The sequence below is a fragment of the Pseudomonas sp. MWU318 genome (genome assembly GCF_016756945.1).
In the GTDB taxonomy this organism is placed as follows: domain Bacteria; phylum Pseudomonadota; class Gammaproteobacteria; order Pseudomonadales; family Pseudomonadaceae; genus Aquipseudomonas; species Aquipseudomonas putida_A.
On the sequence record NZ_JAESJL010000005.1, the window covers coordinates 184758 to 202768 of the forward strand.

Consider the following 18011-nt stretch of genomic DNA (forward strand, 5'->3'; position numbering starts at 1 on the left):
CGAATTGCCGTTGCTGGAAAGCGCCGAGCACGGCGTGCTGTTGCAGGACTGGTTGCGCAGCGCCGACCGCACTGCGCAAGCCGAATGCGTGCAGCAGGATTTCTCCCGGCGTGCCCAGCAAACGCCGCAGGCCACTGCACTGATCATCGGCGAAGACGTGCTGAGCTACGGCGAGCTGGATGCCCGCTCCAGTCAACTGGCGCACAAGCTGATCGAGGCCGGTGTCGGCCCGGATCAATTGGTCGGCATCGCCGTCGAACGCAGTGTGGAAATGATCGTCGGCCTGCTGGCGATCCTCAAGGCCGGCGGTGCTTATGTGCCGCTGGACCCGGCGTATCCACAGGATCGCCTGGCCTACATGATCGAGGACAGCGGCCTGCCATTGCTGCTGACCCAAAGCCATTTGCAGGCGCAGCTGCCGATCCCGCCGGGCGTGCAAACGCTGCTGCTGGATCAACCTCGCGAGTGGCTGGCGGCTTATCCACAGAACGCGCCGGAAGTGGCAGTCAATGGCGAGCATCTGGCCTACACGATCTACACCTCCGGTTCCACTGGCAAACCGAAAGGCGTGATGGTGCGCCACGCGGCGCTGAGCAATTTTGTCGCGAGCATGATCGAGCAGCCGGGCATCTGTGCCGCCGATCGCATGCTGTCGCTGACCACGTTCTCGTTCGATATTTTCGGCCTGGAAATCTACGGCCCATTGCTGGCCGGCGCCTGTGTGGTGCTGACCGGCAAGGACGTGCATCAAGACCCGCAAGCGGTGCTCGAACTGATCGAGCGTCACGCCGTGACGGCGCTGCAAGCCACGCCTTCGACCTGGCGCATGCTGCTGGACAATGAACAGGCGCCAATCCTGGCGGGCCGCACGTTCCTCTGTGGTGGTGAAGCGCTGTCGCAGGAACTGGCGCAACGCATGCTCGCACTGACGCCGAGCGTGTGGAACCTCTACGGCCCGACCGAAACCACTATCTGGTCGGCGCAGCACGCCTTGAGTGCGGATAGCAGCCGTCCATTCCTCGGCACGCCGATCGACAACACCGCGTTGTATATCCTCGGCAGCGACCTGGAGCTCAATCCGCTCGGCGCCCCGGGGGAATTGCTGATCGGCGGCGACGGCTTGGCCCGTGGTTACTTCCAGCGCCCGAGCCTGACTGCCGAACGCTTTGTCCCTGATCCCTTTTCGAAAACCGGCGCGCGTCTGTACCGCACCGGCGACCTGACCCGTTACCGCGCCGAAGGCGTGATCGAGTACATCGGGCGGATCGACCATCAGGTGAAAATCCGTGGTTTCCGGATTGAACTCGGTGAGATCGAAGCGCGTTTGCTCGCCCTCGATAGCGTGCGCGAAACCGTGGTAGTCGCTCAGGACGGCCCGACCGGACCGCAACTGGTCGGCTATGTGGTGCCGACCGCCGAGGCTTTTGATGAAGTCGAACTGCGCGCCGCATTGAAAGCCAGCCTCAAGGCCGAGCTGCCGGAATACATGGTGCCGGCGCACCTGTTGTTCCTCGCGCAGCTGCCGCTGACGCCGAACGGCAAAGTCGACCGCAAAGCCTTGCCGGCACCTGACGCCAGCCAGCTGCAATCGACTTACATCGCCCCGCAGACTGCCACTCAGCACAGCGTCGCCGAGATCTGGCAGGCGGTGCTCAAGCTCGATCGCGTAGGCCTGAGTGACAATTTCTTTGAACTGGGCGGCCACTCGTTGCTGGTCACGCAAGTGGTCTCGCGCGTACGTCAGGCGCTGAACGTTCAAGTGCCGCTGCGCACGTTGTTCGAACACAGCACGCTGGAAGACTTCGTCGCCGCGCTGGGTGTCGATCAGGCGCATCGGGAGCCGCCGATTGTTGCCTTGCCACGCCAGCAACCGCTGGCGCTGTCCTATGCCCAGGAGCGTCAGTGGTTCCTCTGGCAACTGGAACCGACCAGCACCGCTTATCACGTGCCGGCGGCATTGCGTCTGAGCGGTGAGCTGGATCTCCCAGCGTTGCAGCGCAGCTTCGACGCGCTGATCGAGCGCCACGAATCGCTGCGCACCTGCTTCGTCGAACAACAGGGTCAGACCCTGCAAGTGATCCAGGCTCATGGCACGCTCGATCTGCAGGTGCAGGACGTGGCAGCGGATCTCGACGAGGTGGCGCTGCAAGCGCTGGTCGCCGCCGAAACCCTGCACCTGTTCAATCTGCAGCAAGGCCCGTTGCTGCGGGTCAAACTGCTGCGTCTGGCCGCCGATGACCACGCACTGGTCATCACTCTGCATCACATCGTCTCCGATGGCTGGTCGATGAATGTCATGGTCGATGAGCTGGTGGCGTTGTATGCCGCCTACAGCCAGGGCCAAAGCGTGCAATTGCCAGCGCTGCCGGTGCAATACGCCGACTACGCCGTGTGGCAGAAACAGTGGATGGACGCCGGTGAACGCGAACGTCAGTTGAGCTACTGGACCGCACAACTCGGCGATGGCGATCAACCGCTGCTGGAGTTGCCGACCGACCGGCCGCGTCCAGCCGAGCAGAGCTATCGTGGCGCCCGTCGCGAGATCCCGCTGAGCCTCGAACTGGCCACCGCGCTCAAGCACCTGGCGCAGCGCGAGAACGTCACGCTGTTTGCGCTGTTGCTGGCGTCGTTCCAGACCTTGCTGCATCGCTACAGCGGTCAGGCCGATATCCGCGTCGGGGTGCCGGTGGCCAACCGCAACCGGGTCGAGACCGAAGGCCTGATCGGTTTCTTCGTCAACACCCAGGTACTCAAGGCCGAGTTCGACAGTCAGCAGACGTTCCGCAGCCTGCTGCAGCAAGTGAAAAATACGGTGCTCGGCGCCCAGGCGCATCAGGATCTGCCGTTCGAGCAACTGGTCGACGCGCTGCAACCGGAGCGCAGCCTCAGCCACAGCCCATTGTTCCAAGTGATGCACAACCACCAGAGCCAGGTGCGCCAGGCGCAGGGCGCCACGCGTTTGCCGAAACTGGCGATTGAAGGCTTGCCTTGGGCGTCCAGTACTGCGCAGTTCGACTTGACCCTGAACACCTTTGAATCGAGCGACAACGTCTGGGCCGAACTGACGTACGCCACCGACCTGTTCGACGTCGAGACCATCGAACGCCTGGCGCAACACTGGACCCATCTGCTGCAAGGCATCGTTGCCGACAGCGCTCAGCGCATCGCCGAACTGCCCCTGCATGACGCCGCCGAACGCGCGGCGACCTTGCAGCAGTGGAACCCGGCCATCCGCGATTTCCCGAGCGAACAGTGCCTGCATCAAAGGATCGAACATCAAGCCGCCCGCGCCCCGCAAGCGATTGCCGTGAGCTGTGCCGGGCAGTCCCTGAGCTACGGCGAGCTCAATAGTCGCGCCAACCAGTTGGCCCACAAGCTGATTGCCAGCGGTGTCGGCCCGGACGTGCGCGTCGGTCTGGCGGTGGAGCGCAGCCTCGACATGCTGGTCGGCCTGCTGGCGATTCTCAAGGCCGGCGGTGCCTATGTGCCGCTGGACCCGACGTATCCGGAGGAACGCCTGAGCTACATGATCGGCGACAGCGGCATCGCCTTGCTGCTGACCCAGAGTCATCTGCTGGGGCGTCTGCCAGTACCCGATTCGCTGCGCAGCCTGATGCTCGATCAGGAGCGTGACGGTCTGGAAGGCTACAGCGACAGCAATCCGCAGGTGCGCATGAGCCCGGACAACCTGGCTTACGTGATCTACACCTCCGGCTCCACCGGGCAGCCGAAGGGCACGTTGCTGGCCCATCGCAACGTGCTGCGCCTGTTTGAGGCCACTGATGCGTGGTTCGATTTCGGCGCCACGGATGTCTGGAGCCTGTTCCATTCCTACGCGTTCGATTTCTCGGTGTGGGAGATTTTCGGGGCGCTGCTGTACGGCGGCAAACTGCTGGTGGTGCCTTACGAGGTCAGCCGCTCGCCGGAAGATTTCTTCGCCTTGCTCTGCCGCGAAGGCGTCACCGTGCTCAACCAGACGCCGTCGGCGTTCAAGCAATTGATGCAAGTGGCCTGTGCCCCCGAACACGCGGCGCAAGCACTGGCGCTGCGTTATGTGGTGTTCGGCGGCGAGGCGCTGGAGGTCAAGAGCCTGCGTCCGTGGTTCGAGCGTTTCGGCGATCAGACACCGCAACTGATCAACATGTACGGCATCACCGAAACCACCGTGCACGTGACCTACCGACCGATTTCGCTGGCCGACTTGCAGCGTGATGCCAGCAGTCCGATCGGCGAACCGATCCCGGACCTGTCCTGGTATCTGCTCGACGGAGATCTGAATCCGGTCGCCAAAGGTTGCATCGGTGAGCTGTACGTCGGTCGTGCCGGCCTGGCTCGTGGTTACCTGAACCGCGCGGATCTGACCAGCCTGCGCTTTATTCCCGACCCGTTCGCCACCGATGGCGGGCGTCTATACCGTACCGGTGATCTGGCGCGCTATCGCGCCGACGGCGTGATCGAATACATCGGCCGGATCGACTATCAGGTGAAGATTCGCGGTTTCCGTATCGAACTTGGCGAGATCGAAGCGCAACTGCTGGAACAGGCTGCCGTGCGCCAGGCCGTGGTGCTGGCGCAGCCGGGCCTCAGTGGTCAGCAACTGGTGGCGTATCTGGTGCCAGGCGACGCCGCGCTGCTCGACGCGAGCCCGGCCGAACAGGCGTTGTGGCGCGACAGCGTGCGTGCCGAACTCAAGGCCAATCTGCCGGATCACATGGTTCCGGCGCACCTGTTGCTGCTGGCGCAATTGCCGTTGACCGCCAACGGCAAACTCAACCGCAGCGCTTTGCCGTCACCCGACGCCAGCCAGTCACAGCAGGCCTATCAGGCGCCGCAAAGCGCGATGGAGCAGGGTCTGGCCGCGATCTGGCAGGACGTGCTGAAGCTGCCGCAAGTCGGCATCCACGATAACTTCTTCGAATTGGGCGGCGACTCGATCATCTCGATTCAGGTGGTCAGCCGCGCACGTCAGGCCGGCATTCGCCTCAATCCCAAAGACCTGTTCCAGCACCAGACCGTGCAGCGTCTGGCACTGGTCGCGCAGTGGGGTGGCGACGAGTCGACGATTGATCAGCAAGCCGCTAGCGGTGCAGCGTTGCTGCTGCCGATCCAGCAGCAGTTCTTCGCCGACGAAATTCCGCATCGTCATCACTGGAACCAGTCGGTGCTGCTGCAACCGCGGCAGACGCTGGACGCGGAAAAAGTCGAGCAAGTGTTGCGTGCACTGGTGGCTCATCACGATGCCTTGCGCCTGAGCTTCACCCAGCGCGATGGCGTGTGGCAGGCCGAGCACCGCGCGGTCGAAGCGCTGCCGCAGAACCTGCTCTGGCAGGAACACGTCGCGGATGCCGCCACCCTTGAAGCCTTGGGTAATCGCGCCCAGCGCAGCCTCGATCTGCAACACGGGCCGTTGCTGCGTGCGGTGCTGGCAAATCTGGCCGATGGCACTCAGCGTTTGCAGTTGGTGATTCATCACCTGGCGGTGGACGGCGTGTCGTGGCGGATTCTGCTGGAGGATCTGCAAAACGCTTATCAGCAATTGCTCAACGATCAGCCGTTGAGCCTGCCGTCCCGGACCAGTGCCTTCAAGGACTGGGGCGAGCACTTGCAGCGCTACGCCAACAGCCCGGCGTTGCAGGCAGAGCTGGCTTGGTGGCAGGCCTGCCTGAGCGATGTGAGTACCGATCTGCCGTGCAAACGCGTTGACGCCAGCGAGGACAATCGTCTGGCCCAGACCGTGCAGACCCGGCTCGGCGCCGAACTGACGCGGCAATTGCTGCAAGAGGCCCCGGCGGCGTACCGCACCCAGGTCAACGATCTGTTGCTGACGGCACTGGCGCGGGTCATTGGACGCTGGAGCGGGCAGGCGTCGACGCTGATCCAGCTCGAAGGCCATGGTCGCGAAGAACTGTTCGACGGTGTCGATCTGACCCGCACGGTGGGCTGGTTCACCAGCCTGTTCCCGGTGCGCCTGACGCCGGCAGACACGCTTGGCGAGTCGATCAAGCAGATCAAGGAACAACTGCGCTCGATCCCCAACAAGGGCATCGGCTTCGGCGCCTTGCGTTACCTCGGTGATGCCCGCGCGCAGCAGAGCTTGCAGGCCTTGCCGAGCCCGCGCATCACCTTCAACTACCTTGGGCAGTTCGACGGCAGTTTCGCTGGCGACGAGGCTGCGCTGTTCGTGCCGTCGCCGGACAACGCCGGCCTCGATCAGAGCCCGGAGGCGCCGCTGGGCAACTGGTTGACCCTCAACGGTCAGGTGTATGGCGGCGAGCTGCGGGTGGGCTGGACGTTCAGTAGTGAGCGCTTCGACAGCGCGGTGATCGAAGCTCTGGCCGCAGATTACGCCGCAGAACTCGCAGCGTTGATCGGCCATTGCCTGACCCCGGGCGTCGAAGGCCTGACCCCGTCGGACTTCCCGCTGGCCGGCCTGACGCAGGCGCAGCTCGATCAGTTCCCGCTGGCGCCACGGCAGGTCGCCGATGTGTATCCGCTGTCGGCGATGCAGCAGGGCATGTTGTTCCACAGCCTCTACGAGCAGGCCACCGGCGATTACATCAACCAGGTCCGGCTCGATGTCGAAGGCCTCGATCCGCAACGCTTTCAGCAGGCCTGGCAAGCGGCGGTGGACAACCACGACATCCTGCGCAGCAGCTTTGTCTGGCAGGGTGAACTGGCGCGTCCAGTGCAAGTGGTGCACAAGCAACTGGACATGCCGTTCCGCGTCCTCGACTGGCGTGATCGTGACGATTGCCAGGGTGATCTGAATGCACTGGCGGCCGCCGAACAGGCGCAAGGTTTCGACCTGAGCCAGGGGCCGCTGTTGCGCATGGTCGTGGTGCGTCTGGACGAGCAGCACTGCCACTTGATCTACACCAACCATCACATCCTGATGGACGGCTGGAGCAACTCGCAGTTGCTCGGCGAAGTCCTGCAGCGCTACAGCGGGGTTGCCCAGCCGCCACTGGCCGGGCGTTATCGCGATTACATCGAATGGCTGCAGCGCCAAGACGTGCAGGCCAGCGAACGTTACTGGACCGCGCAACTGGCTGACCTGCAAGCGCCGACCTTGCTCGCGCAAGCGTTGCAGGCGCAGCGCGGCGATGCACCGCGCGACGGTCATGGTGAACATTTCTGCGTGCTCGACGCTGAGCAGACGCGGCGTCTGGGCGAGTTTGCGCGCCAGCAGAAAGTCACCCTCAACACGCTGATTCAGGCGGCATGGCTGCTGCTGTTGCAGCGCCTGACCGGCCAGCCGTGCGTGGCGTTCGGCGCCACGGTGGCGGGGCGTCCGGCCGAGCTCAAAGGGGTCGAGCAGCAGATCGGCCTGTTCATCAACACCTTGCCGGTCATCGCCAGCCCGCAGTCGCCATCGAGCGTTGGCGAATGGTTGCAGAGCGTGCAGGCGCAGAACCTGGCCTTGCGCGAACATGAGCACACTCCGCTGTTCGACATTCAGCGTTGGGCCGAGCGCAACGGTGAGGCGCTGTTCGACAACATTCTGGTGTTCGAGAACTACCCGGTGTCCGAGGCGCTGGCGCAGGGCGCACCGCAAGAACTGCGCTTCGGTGAAATCCACAATCATGAGCAGACCAACTACCCGCTGACGCTGCTGGTGCACTTGAGCGACGAGTTGTCGATGCACTTCAGCTACCAGTGCGAAAGCTTTGCCGCACACAGCGTGGTGCAACTGGCCGGATATCTGCAGCGTTTGCTCGGGCAGATGAGCGAGTCGGGGGAGCGTTCGCTCAGTGAACTGAACCTGATCGAGCACAGCCCGCAGGTGAGTACCGACTTCTCCACCGATCTGTGCATCCATCAAGCCATCGCCCATCGAGTGGCGGCGACCCCGGATGCCTTGGCGGTGACCTTCGCCCATACGCAACTGACTTACGCCGAGCTGGACGCGCAGGCCAATCGTCTGGCGCACAAGCTGCTTGAGCTGGGCGTCGGCCCGGAAGTGCGCGTGGGCGTGGCGATGCCGCGTTCCGAGCAATTGCTGATTGCCTTGCTGGCGGTGCTCAAGGCTGGTGGTGCGTATGTGCCGCTGGACCCGGATTACCCGGCCGATCGCGTGGCCTACATGCTCGAAGACAGCCGCGCGCGGGTGTTGCTGACTGAGCAGGCCGTTGCGAAGACCCTGAGCGTGCCGAGCGATACCCAAGTTCTGCTGTTGGATCAGCTGTCGCTGAGCGGTTATCCGAGCAGCGCGCCGCAAACATCGGTCGCTCCGGACAACCTCGCCTACGTGATCTACACCTCCGGTTCCACCGGCAAACCAAAAGGCGTGGCGATTGCCCATCGCAACGTCATGGCGCTGATCGACTGGTCGGCCAAGGTCTACAGCCGCGACGACATCCAAGGCGTGCTGGCCTCGACGTCGGTGTGCTTCGACCTGTCGGTGTGGGAGCTGTTTGTCACGTTGGCCAACGGTGGTTCGCTGATCATCGCGCGTAATGCGCTGGAACTGCCGCAACTGCCGGCCCGCGATCAGGTGCGTCTGATTAACACCGTGCCGTCGGCGATTGCCGCACTGCACCGCTCGGGGCAGATTCCGCCAAGCGTGCGCATCATCAATCTGGCGGGTGAACCGCTGAAACAAGCGCTGGTGGAGGCGTTGTATCAGCAGTCTACGGTCGAGCACGTCTACGACCTGTACGGCCCGTCGGAAGACACCACCTACTCGACCTGGACCCGCCGCAGTGCTGGCGGTCAGGCACGGATTGGTCGTGCGCTTGATTACAGCGCCAGCCATCTGCTGGATGCCGATCTGCACGCGGTGCCACAAGGTGTTTCGGCCGAGCTGTACCTGTCCGGCGCCGGCATCACGCGCGGTTATCTGGGGCGTGCGGCGATGACCGCCGAGCGCTTCGTGCCGAATCCTTTCGTCGGCAACGGCGAGCGCATGTACCGCACCGGCGACCTGATTCGTCAGCGCGAGGAGGGCGAGCTGGAGTACATGGGCCGGATCGACCATCAGGTGAAAATTCGCGGCTTGCGTATCGAGCTGGGCGAAATCGAAGCGCGTCTGCTGGCGCATGCCGCCGTGCGTGAAGCGGTGGTCGTGGCCAGCGAAGTGTCGGGCAGTCAGCAACTGATTGCCTATCTGGTGCCGAGCGATCCGGCGATCATCGACGCCAGCGCCGAGCAACAGGCCGCACTGCAGCAAACCCTCGGCAACTGGCTGGGCGCGACCTTGCCGGATTACATGGTGCCGAGCCACCGCCTGTGGCTGGCGCAGCTGCCGCTGACCCCCAACGGCAAGGTCGATCGCAAGCGCCTGCCAGCACTGGAGCTGAGTGCCGCGCAGTTGCATGTCGAACCGGCGAATGCCACCGAGCAAATGTTGGTGGAGATCTGGAAAGAAGTGCTGGGCCTTGAGCAGGTCAGCACCCATGACAGTTTCTTTGCCTTGGGCGGCGATTCGATCATCTCGATTCAGGTGGTCAGTCGCGCCCGTCAGCAAGGGCTGGAGTTGAGCCCGAAAGACCTGTTCCAAAAACCGACCATTCAACAATTGGCCCTGTGCGTGCAGGCTGCCGAAGGGCATGTGGCGCCGGAGCCGGCGCTGATCGACCTGCCGCTGCACGGCTTGAGCGAGGCGCAAGTGGCGCAACTGCCATTGCCGGCCGGGCAGCTCGACGGGCTCTATCGCTTGTCGCCGATGCAGCAGGGCATGCTGTTCCTCGGCCTGAATTCGCCGGAATCGGATCTGTACGTCAACCAGTTGAGCGTTCCGGTGCAGGGTCTTGAGCCGCTGCGTCTGCAAGCCGCGTGGGAAACCGTCAGCCGTCGCCACGACATTCTGCGCACCGGTTTCCTCTGGCAGGACATGGCCGAGCCGCTGCAATTCGTGCTCGCCGATCCGCAGCTGCCGTTCAGTCTGCTCGACTGGCGTGAGCAGGATCATTCGGCCGAAGCCTTGCAAGGCCTGGCGGATGCCGAGCGGGCCAAGGGCTTCGACCTTGACCAGCCACCGCTGCAACGGCTGACGCTGGTGCAAGTCAGCGAGCACAGCTATCAACTGATCTGGACTTACCATCACATTCTGATCGACGGCTGGAGCAGTTCGCAGTTGATCGGTGAAGTGCTGAGCCAGTATTCCGGACGACCACTGGCCGAAGCGGTGCCGTACCGTGGTTACATCAACTGGCTGCAGCAGCAGGACGCGAATGCCAGCGAAGGTTTCTGGCGTCAGCACCTGAGCCTGCTCGACGAGCCGACCTATCTGGCGGACGCGGTGACGCGCACCGGCAGCGGTCGCGGTCACCAGGCGCTGTACAGCCGTTTGGGCGCAACCCGCACCGAGCAGTTGAAAGCCTTTGCCCAGTCGCAGCAGATCACCCTCAACACCTTGGTGCAGGGCGCCTGGCTGGTGCTGCTCAGCCGGTACAGCGGCCAGCGTTGCGTAGCGTTCGGCGCGACGGTGGCAGGGCGTCCGGCGAGCCTGCCGGCCTCGGAATCGATCCTCGGTCTGTTCATCAACACCTTGCCGGTGATCAAGGACGTGCCGGCCGAGCAGGCCGTGGGCGCCTGGTTGCGCGAGTTGCAGGACTTCAACCTGGAGATGCGCGAGCGCGAATACACCCCGCTGACTGACGTCCAGCGTTGGGGCGGGCGTGCCGGGCAGTCGCTGTTCGACAGCATCATCGTGTTCGAGAACCACCCGATCGATCAGGCGCTGCGCGAGTGGCGCGATGATTCGCTGAAGTTTGGCGAGATCAATAACTCGGGCCTGACCAACTTCCCGATGGACCTGATGGTCACCCTCGAAGACGGGTTGGTGATCGAGTACATGTTCCTGCGCGAACATTTTGATCTGGCGACCGTGGAAGGCATCCGCAGTAACATGGAGGGCCTGCTCACGGCCCTGGTTCAGGACGCCGGGCAGGCGCTGGGACGCATCGGTCTGCCGACCGGTCAAGTCGCGCCCACGCCGGACGTTGTCGCGCAAGCGCAGACTACGCTGGTGCACCAGCGCATTGCCGGGTGGGCCGCGCAGCGTGCCGAACAAACCGCAGTGATCTTCAATGAGCAAGCCTTCAGTTATGGCCAGATCGAAGCGCGGGCCAATCGTCTGGCGCATGCGCTGATTGCCGAAGGTGTCGGTCCGGAAGTGCGGGTCGGTGTGGCCCTGCCACGCAGCGAAAACATGATCGTCGCGCTGTTGGCGGTGCTCAAGGCCGGGGGTGCCTACGTGCCGCTGGACGCGACTTATCCGCGCGAGCGCTTGAGTTATCTGATGCACGATTCGGGCATCGCCTTGCTGCTCAGCGATTCGAGTCTGCGTCAGGTGCTGCCGACCCAGGCCAACCTGCATGTGCTGGAGCTCGATCAACTGGACCTGCGCACTCAGCCGCCGTCGGCACCGCAGGTGGCGGTGCAGCCGGGCAACCTGGCCTACGTGATCTACACCTCCGGCTCCACAGGTCAGCCGAAAGGTGTCGGCGTGGCGCACGGGCCGCTGGCGATGCACTGCCAGGCGATCGGTCAGCGTTACGAAATGAGCGCAGCCGATTGCGAGTTGCACTTCATGTCGTTCGCCTTCGACGGCGCGCATGAGCGCTGGCTGACCACCCTGACGCACGGCGCGCGTTTGCTGATTCGCGACGACAGCCTGTGGACGGCCGAACAAACCTACGACGCCCTGCATCAGTATGGGGTGACCGTGGCCGCGTTCCCGCCGGTGTATCTGCAACAACTGGCTGAACACGCTGAGCAGCACGGCAATCCGCCGCCGGTACGAATCTACTGCTTCGGCGGGGATGCGGTGCCGGTGGCGAGTTTCGAACTGGCCAAACGCGCACTGCAACCGCAGTACATCATCAACGGCTATGGCCCGACCGAAACGGTGGTCACGCCGCTGATCTGGAAGGCCGCGGTCGATGATCAGTGCGGCGCGGCCTATGCGCCGATCGGCAGCGTGGTCGGCGAGCGCAGCGGTTATGTGCTCGACAGCGACCTCAACCCGCTGCCGGCCGGCATTGCCGGTGAGTTGTACCTGGGTGGTGCGTTGGCGCGCGGTTATCTGGGGCGTGCCGGTGGCACCGCCGAACGTTTCGTTGCCAACCCGTTCAGTGCCGACGGCAGTCGCCTGTACCGCACTGGCGACCTGGTGCGCCAGCGTGCCGACGGCACCGTCGATTACCTCGGGCGGATCGACCATCAGGTGAAGATCCGTGGTTTCCGCATCGAGCTGGGTGAAATCGAAGCGCGCCTCAAGCAGCAGTCGGGCGTGCGTGACGCTGCCGTAGTGGCCCGCGAGGGCGTCAGCGGCAAGCAACTGCTCGGCTATGTACTGGCCGCTGCCGAGACTCCAGCCGACGGCTTGGGCGAACGTCTGCGCGAGCAACTCAAGGTCAGCCTGCCGGATTACATGGTGCCGGCACACCTGATGGTGCTTGAGCGCATGCCGCTGACGCCGAACGGCAAACTCGACCGCAAGGCCCTGCCGAATCCGGACGCCGAACAGCGCCTGGCCTACGTCGAGCCGCGCACCGAGCTGGAAAAAGCCCTGGCGAAGATCTGGCAGGAGGTGCTGAAAATCGAACGGGTCGGGCTCACCGACAACTTCTTCGAACTGGGTGGCGACTCGATCCTCAGCCTGCAAGTGGTGGCCCGCAGCCGTGTGCTCAAGGCTCAGGGCCTGAGCCTGAAACTGCGCGATCTGATGCAGAAACCGAGCATCGGCGAACTGGTAGCGAGTGTTCAGGGCACGGCGGAAAAAGCCTCCGGGTTGCTGGCGATGAACGCCGAGGTCAAGGGCGTGGCGCCGCTGTTCTGCCTGCATGCCGGTTTCGGCACGGTGTTCGACTACGAGCCGCTGGCGCGGCGCTTGAGCGGTCAACGCCAGCTGTTGGCGATTCAGTCGCGGATGTTGCTGGACCCGGCATTCAACGACACCTCGCTGCAGGAAATGGCCAGTGATTACCTGGCGCAGATTCGTCAGAAACAGCCGCAGGGGCCTTACCACCTGCTGGGCTGGTCACTGGGCGGTACGCTGGCGATGTTGATCGCCGCGCAACTGGAGCAGGCCGGGCAACAGGTCAAGTTTGTCGGGCTGGTCGACAGCTTCGTGCCGTCGGCGGCGGTCGATGCCGGGGCTGTCGATGACTGGCAAGCCGACCTGCGCGACTTCCTGCAGGTGACGCTGCCGGACGCCGCACCGGGCCTGCCCATCGATGGTGAAGAAACGCCGCACAACCTGCGTGCGCTGTTCCAGCGTGCCATGAGCACCGAGCGCGGGGCGTCGACTTATGTGGCGCTGGGTGCCGAAGAACTGGCGCAGGTGTTCAGCGTGGCGCGCCGGCTCAAGCAGTTGTCGCTCAAGCTTGAGCGCTGTGCGCCGCTGACCGTCAACCCGACGTGCTGGTGGACCCTGGGGCGCGAAGCCGAGGCACTGGAGCTGGCGGCGCAACTCGGCCAGCCGGGCATGGGCGGTGAATGGCTGGATTGCGGGCACTTCCAGATCCCGCGTGATGAAACTTTCCTGTCCGAGGCTGAAGAAATGCTCGGCCAGATCGTTGAATCAGTAGTCATGTCCTGAAACCTGCTGTGAAACCCAAGTAAAACCGATCGGGCGCTGATGGCGCCCGATCGCTTTGGAGATTTGAATGTCATTGAATCCTGATATCGCCGCATTTCTGCAATTGGTCGGCAACGGCCGGGCCAGTGGCAAACGCGTCGGCATGCACGAGTTGAGCCCGAGCGAGGCCCGTGAACAATTCGATCAGTCATCGTTGCTGATGGACGCCGGCGGTGAAGAACTGGCCGTGGTCGATGAGCTGCAATTGCCGGTGCGTGATGATGCACTGTTGAATGCGCGGATCTACAGCAATCATCCGTTGCAGGCGGGTGCCGGTCGTCCGGCATTGTTGTATTTCCATGGCGGCGGCTATGTGGTCGGCAGCCTTGATTCGCATGATTCACTGTGCCGCGCGCTGGCCTTGCTGGCGGATTGTGTGGTGCTGTCGGTGGCGTATCGACTGGCACCGGAACATCGTTTCCCGACAGCGGCCGACGACGCCCGTGATGCCTGGGAGTGGCTGGTGGCGAGTGCTGCTGATCTGGGCATCGACACGGCGCGGCTGGCGATTGCCGGTGACAGCGTTGGTGGCAGCCTGGCCACGGTGCTGGCTGCGCAACTGACGGATGCTGCTGTGCAGCCGCGTTTGCAGGTGCTGATTTATCCGGTCACCGATGCCAGTCGCACTACGCCTTCGATCGAGCGTTTTGCCGAAGGTTATCTGCTGGAGAAGGCTTCGCTGCAGTGGTTCTACGAGCACTATCAGCGTGATGCCAGCGATCGTCTCGATCCGCGTTTCTCGCCGTTGCTCGGCGAAGTTCCGGCCAATGTCGCGCCGGTGCTGATGGTGTTGGCCGAGTGTGATCCGTTGCACGATGAGGGGGTGGCGTATGCCCGGCATTTGCAGGCGGCTGGGGTTGTTGTGGATTTGCAGGTGTACTCGGGCATGACCCATGACTTCATGCGGATGGGGGCGATTGTTGATGAGGCTGAAGAGGCACTGGGGTTGATTGCTGGGCGCTTGGTAGAGGTGTTTGCTTTGGCTTGACGGGGTGGGTGGGTGAGTGGGTGAATATCCGTTGCTGCGGTAACGGCCGCCTAGGGTTCCGCCCTGACGGCGGGTCACTTTGGCAAAAGCCCCAAAGTAACCAAAGGGCTTTACCCTGACGTTCGGCCCTCGCTTAGGCTCGGGTTCCTTCGCTCCGGGATTCATCCGGGGGCAGCGCCTACGGTTTGCTTCGCTGCACCTCCTCTCGCTGTGTTTGGCTGCGCCAAACGGTCGCTGCGCTCCCACCCCCGGATAAATCCCTCCACTCAGCCTTCCGACGGGCCCTCAGATCAAAAGCGGTACTCGAGCTAACGCTCATTGTGTTGAGTGGTGGAAAAGCGAGCGCTCGGCTTTTGCTTTTCTGTAGGAGCCAGCCTGCTGGCGATGGCGGCCTGACAGCCGACCAAACTCCAACTGAATACACCCAATCCCCTGTAGGAACTGCCGAAGGCTGTGATCTTTTGATCTGCTTTGGCTTTGGCTTTGGCTTTGGCTTTGGCTTTGGCTCTTGATGTGGCTTTTGATCTTCAGCCCCTTCGGCAGGCCGAGCGTAGGTGTCCATCCGGGGGATAGGCGCGCAGCGCCATGCGGCGAAGCCGCATACATCGAGAGGAGGTGCAGCGAAGCAAACCGGAGGCGATGCCCCCGGATGGACACCGTAGCGAGGGAACACTGAGCCTAAGCGAAGTGCCGTACGCCGGGGCAAAGCCTTTTGGGTTACTTTTTCGGCGTTTGGAAAAAGTGACCCGCCGTAAGGGCGGAACCATAGGAGGCCGTTACCGAAGCAACGGATATTCACCCAAATCCCCAAGAGCCTGGTCGGCCCAAAGGCCGCCAAGCCCCAATCAGCCTCCAAAAAAAACGCCAGCAAATGCCGGCGTTTCAGTGAGCGCTAAACGTATTACCAGTTATAGGTCACGTCAGCAGTCATGGTCCGACCTTCGCCGTAGTAGCAATCGAGGGTACCGTTGCACGCGGCCACATATTTCTCGTCGGTGAGGTTTTGCAGGTTGGCTTGCAGCTTCACGCCTTTGACATGCAGCGGCGATTTCTCCAGGTCGTAAGAGACCATGGCGTCATACACGGTGTAGGACGGAATCTGGAAAGAGTCCGACTCGTAATCCGAACCGTAGCTGCTGCGCACGTAACGGGCGCCCAGGCCCATGCCGAAACCGGCGAGGGCGGTGGAGATGTCGAAGTCGTAGTTGACCCACGCGGAGGCGGTCAGCGGTGGACGCATGGCCAGAGTGCGACCTTCGCGACCGTCGTTGTCCTTCTCCCACTTGGTCTGGTTACGCGACACCGCCGCCAGCACGCGCAGGTTGCGGGTGACGTTGACCTTGCCTTCCAGCTCGATACCCCGCGAACGCACGGAGCCGCTCTGGGTGCTGAAGCCCGGGTTGTTGAGGTCGGTGGTGAGCATATTGTCCTGGTCGATCTGGTACGCCGACAGCTGAATGAAGCCGTCGATGGCCTTCGGCTCGTACTTGACGCCGACTTCGTACTGCTTGCCGGTGGTCGGTTCGAAGGCGCTGCCGCTCATGTCGGTACCGGTTTGCGGCAGGAACGATTCGGCGTAGCTGACGTACGGCGTGATGCCGTTGTCGAACTCGTAGCCCAGGCCGGCACGACCGGTGAACTTCTCGTCTTTCTGGTTGCTGTGGCCGCCGCTCAGCGGTTGCTTGTTGTCGGTTTCGGCGAAGTCATACCGACCGCCGAGGGTCAGGAACCACTGGTTCCAGCGCAGTTGATCCTGAGCGTACAGGCCGGTCTGGGTGATGGTATTGTCCCATTTGTACGGCTGACGGAAATTGATCTGGCTGCCATACACCGGGTTGTACAGGTCCAGACCTGGAGCGGTGCGGTCGTACAGGCCGAGGAATTTCGAATTGTAGTGGTAGTAGTCCACACCCAGCAGCACGGTGTGCTCGACGTCGGCGGTGTGGAACTTGGCCTGGGCGATGTTATCGATGCCGTAGACCTTGTTGTGCTGCGACCAGTCCACCGCATAACGGCTCTGGTAGCTGCCGTCGTTGAGGCCGGTGACCGGGTTGGTCGGGAACGCATAACCGTGCAGCGGCGCCACGTACTGGTCGTTGATGTCGGCGTAACGCGCGTTCTGCTTCAGGGTCCAGACGTCGTTGAGCTCGTGAGCGATCTCGTAACCGACCACGAACTGCTCGCGGTGGTACTTGTTCACGTCCGGCTCGCCGAGGAACAGGCTGCGGCTGATGCGCCCGGCCTGGCTGCGATGCACTGTGCCGTTGGCCGGCAGGCCCTGGGCTTCCGGTACATCGTGGTCTTTCTGGTACTGACCGAACACGGTGATGGTGGTCTGATCGTTGGGCAGCCAGGTCAGGCTTGGCGCCAGCAGCATGCGGTTCTGGCTGGCGTAGTCGATGGCCGAGCCGCTGTCGTTGACCACACCGGTCAGGCGATAGAGGAATTCGCCCTGATCGTCGATCGGGCCGCCGAGGTCGAAGGCACCGTACTTGCGGTCATAGCTGCCGCCACCGAGCTTCACTTCGTGCAGCGGGGTCGCGGTCGGACGCTTGCTGACCATGTTGACGATACCGCCCGGCTGGTTCTGGCCGTACAGCACCGAGGCCGGACCCTTGAGCACTTCGACGCGCTCCAGGGTGTACGGGTCGATCTGCAGCGAACCACCGGTGCTGCCGCCGCCGTAAGGCATGTGCAGGCCGTCGAGGTACAGCGGAGTAGGGGAGAAGCCACGGGAGGTCGGTTCGTCGAAGATCTTCACCCGGTCCGAGAAACCGCCGCCGGTCATGCCCGGCGTGTACTGCAGGGCTTCGGTGACGGTCTTCGAGCCGCGCATCTTGATTTCGTCTTGAGTGACGACGTTGATGGTCTGCGGGATTTCCTTGAGCGACGAATCGGTCTTCGAACCGGTGGCGCTGCGCTTGGCGACGATCCCGTCTACCGGGCCCCAGGCCGATTCGGCGGTGGCGGAAATGCTGGTCGGGGCCAGATCGAGGCTGGCGCCGCCGGTGCTGCGTGAACGCAAGGCGACGTTGTTGCCCTCGACGCTGTAGGCGATGTTGGTGCCTTGCAGCAGTTGCGCGATGGCGGCGGTCGGTTCCAGGTTGCCACTGACCGCGCTGCTGCGCAGGCCGCTGACTTCATCCGGGCTGTAAAGCACTTGGAGGTTGGTCTGGCGACCGAATTCCTGCAACGCGCTCCCCAGCGACTGTGCAGGAATATTGATCGCCACGGCGGCGGCCTGGGCCTGGCCGATCATCGGCACAGTCAGGGCCATGGCGCAGAACGCGGGCAAGGTGCAACGGAAGGAGCGGCGGATCAGCAGAGCCTTGGCGAGCGGGTGGAGTCCGTGCGGTGCGGGCATTGTTCTTCTACTCTTCAAAGTGTTGACTGAGAACTATTTCTATTAACTGTTAGTAAGACGTTGAGCCCTCCGAA

Annotated in this window: 3 protein-coding genes (1 of these 3 only partly in view); 2 read left to right on the forward strand and 1 reads right to left on the reverse strand. The window is 63.1% G+C overall.

Annotated features, from left to right (window positions below; genetic code table 11):
* Together JN524_RS14105 and JN524_RS14110 are read left to right on the forward strand one after the other, a co-directional pair.
* On the forward strand, window positions 1–13546 hold the 3' portion of the coding sequence (locus tag JN524_RS14105) for a non-ribosomal peptide synthase/polyketide synthase (RefSeq protein ID WP_202369701.1). It extends 1451 nt beyond the left edge of the window; the window shows 13546 of its 14997 coding nt (coding positions 1452–14997); its start codon lies beyond the left edge, outside the window; the stop codon is at window positions 13544–13546.
* Window positions 13547–13613: 67 nt separating this feature from the next.
* Window positions 13614–14573: an alpha/beta hydrolase gene (locus JN524_RS14110; protein ID WP_202369702.1), complete on the forward strand. Its 960-nt coding sequence runs from the start codon at window positions 13614–13616 to the stop codon at window positions 14571–14573.
* Window positions 14574–15474: 901 nt separating this feature from the next.
* On the opposite strand, the gene JN524_RS14115 is transcribed toward JN524_RS14110, so the two are convergent.
* A complete protein-coding gene (locus JN524_RS14115; protein ID WP_202369703.1) occupies window positions 15475–17937 on the reverse strand; it encodes a TonB-dependent siderophore receptor in 2463 nt (820 codons plus the stop codon).
* Window positions 17938–18011 lie beyond the last annotated feature (74 nt).

Excerpts from the sequence above, each read along its gene's own strand:
- JN524_RS14110 (WP_202369702.1), top strand. The coding sequence starts at position 13,614 with ATGTCATTGAATCCTGATATCGCCGCATTTCTGCAATTGGTCGGCAAC.
- JN524_RS14115 (WP_202369703.1), bottom strand. The coding sequence starts at position 17,937 with ATGCCCGCACCGCACGGACTCCACCCGCTCGCCAAGGCTCTGCTGATC.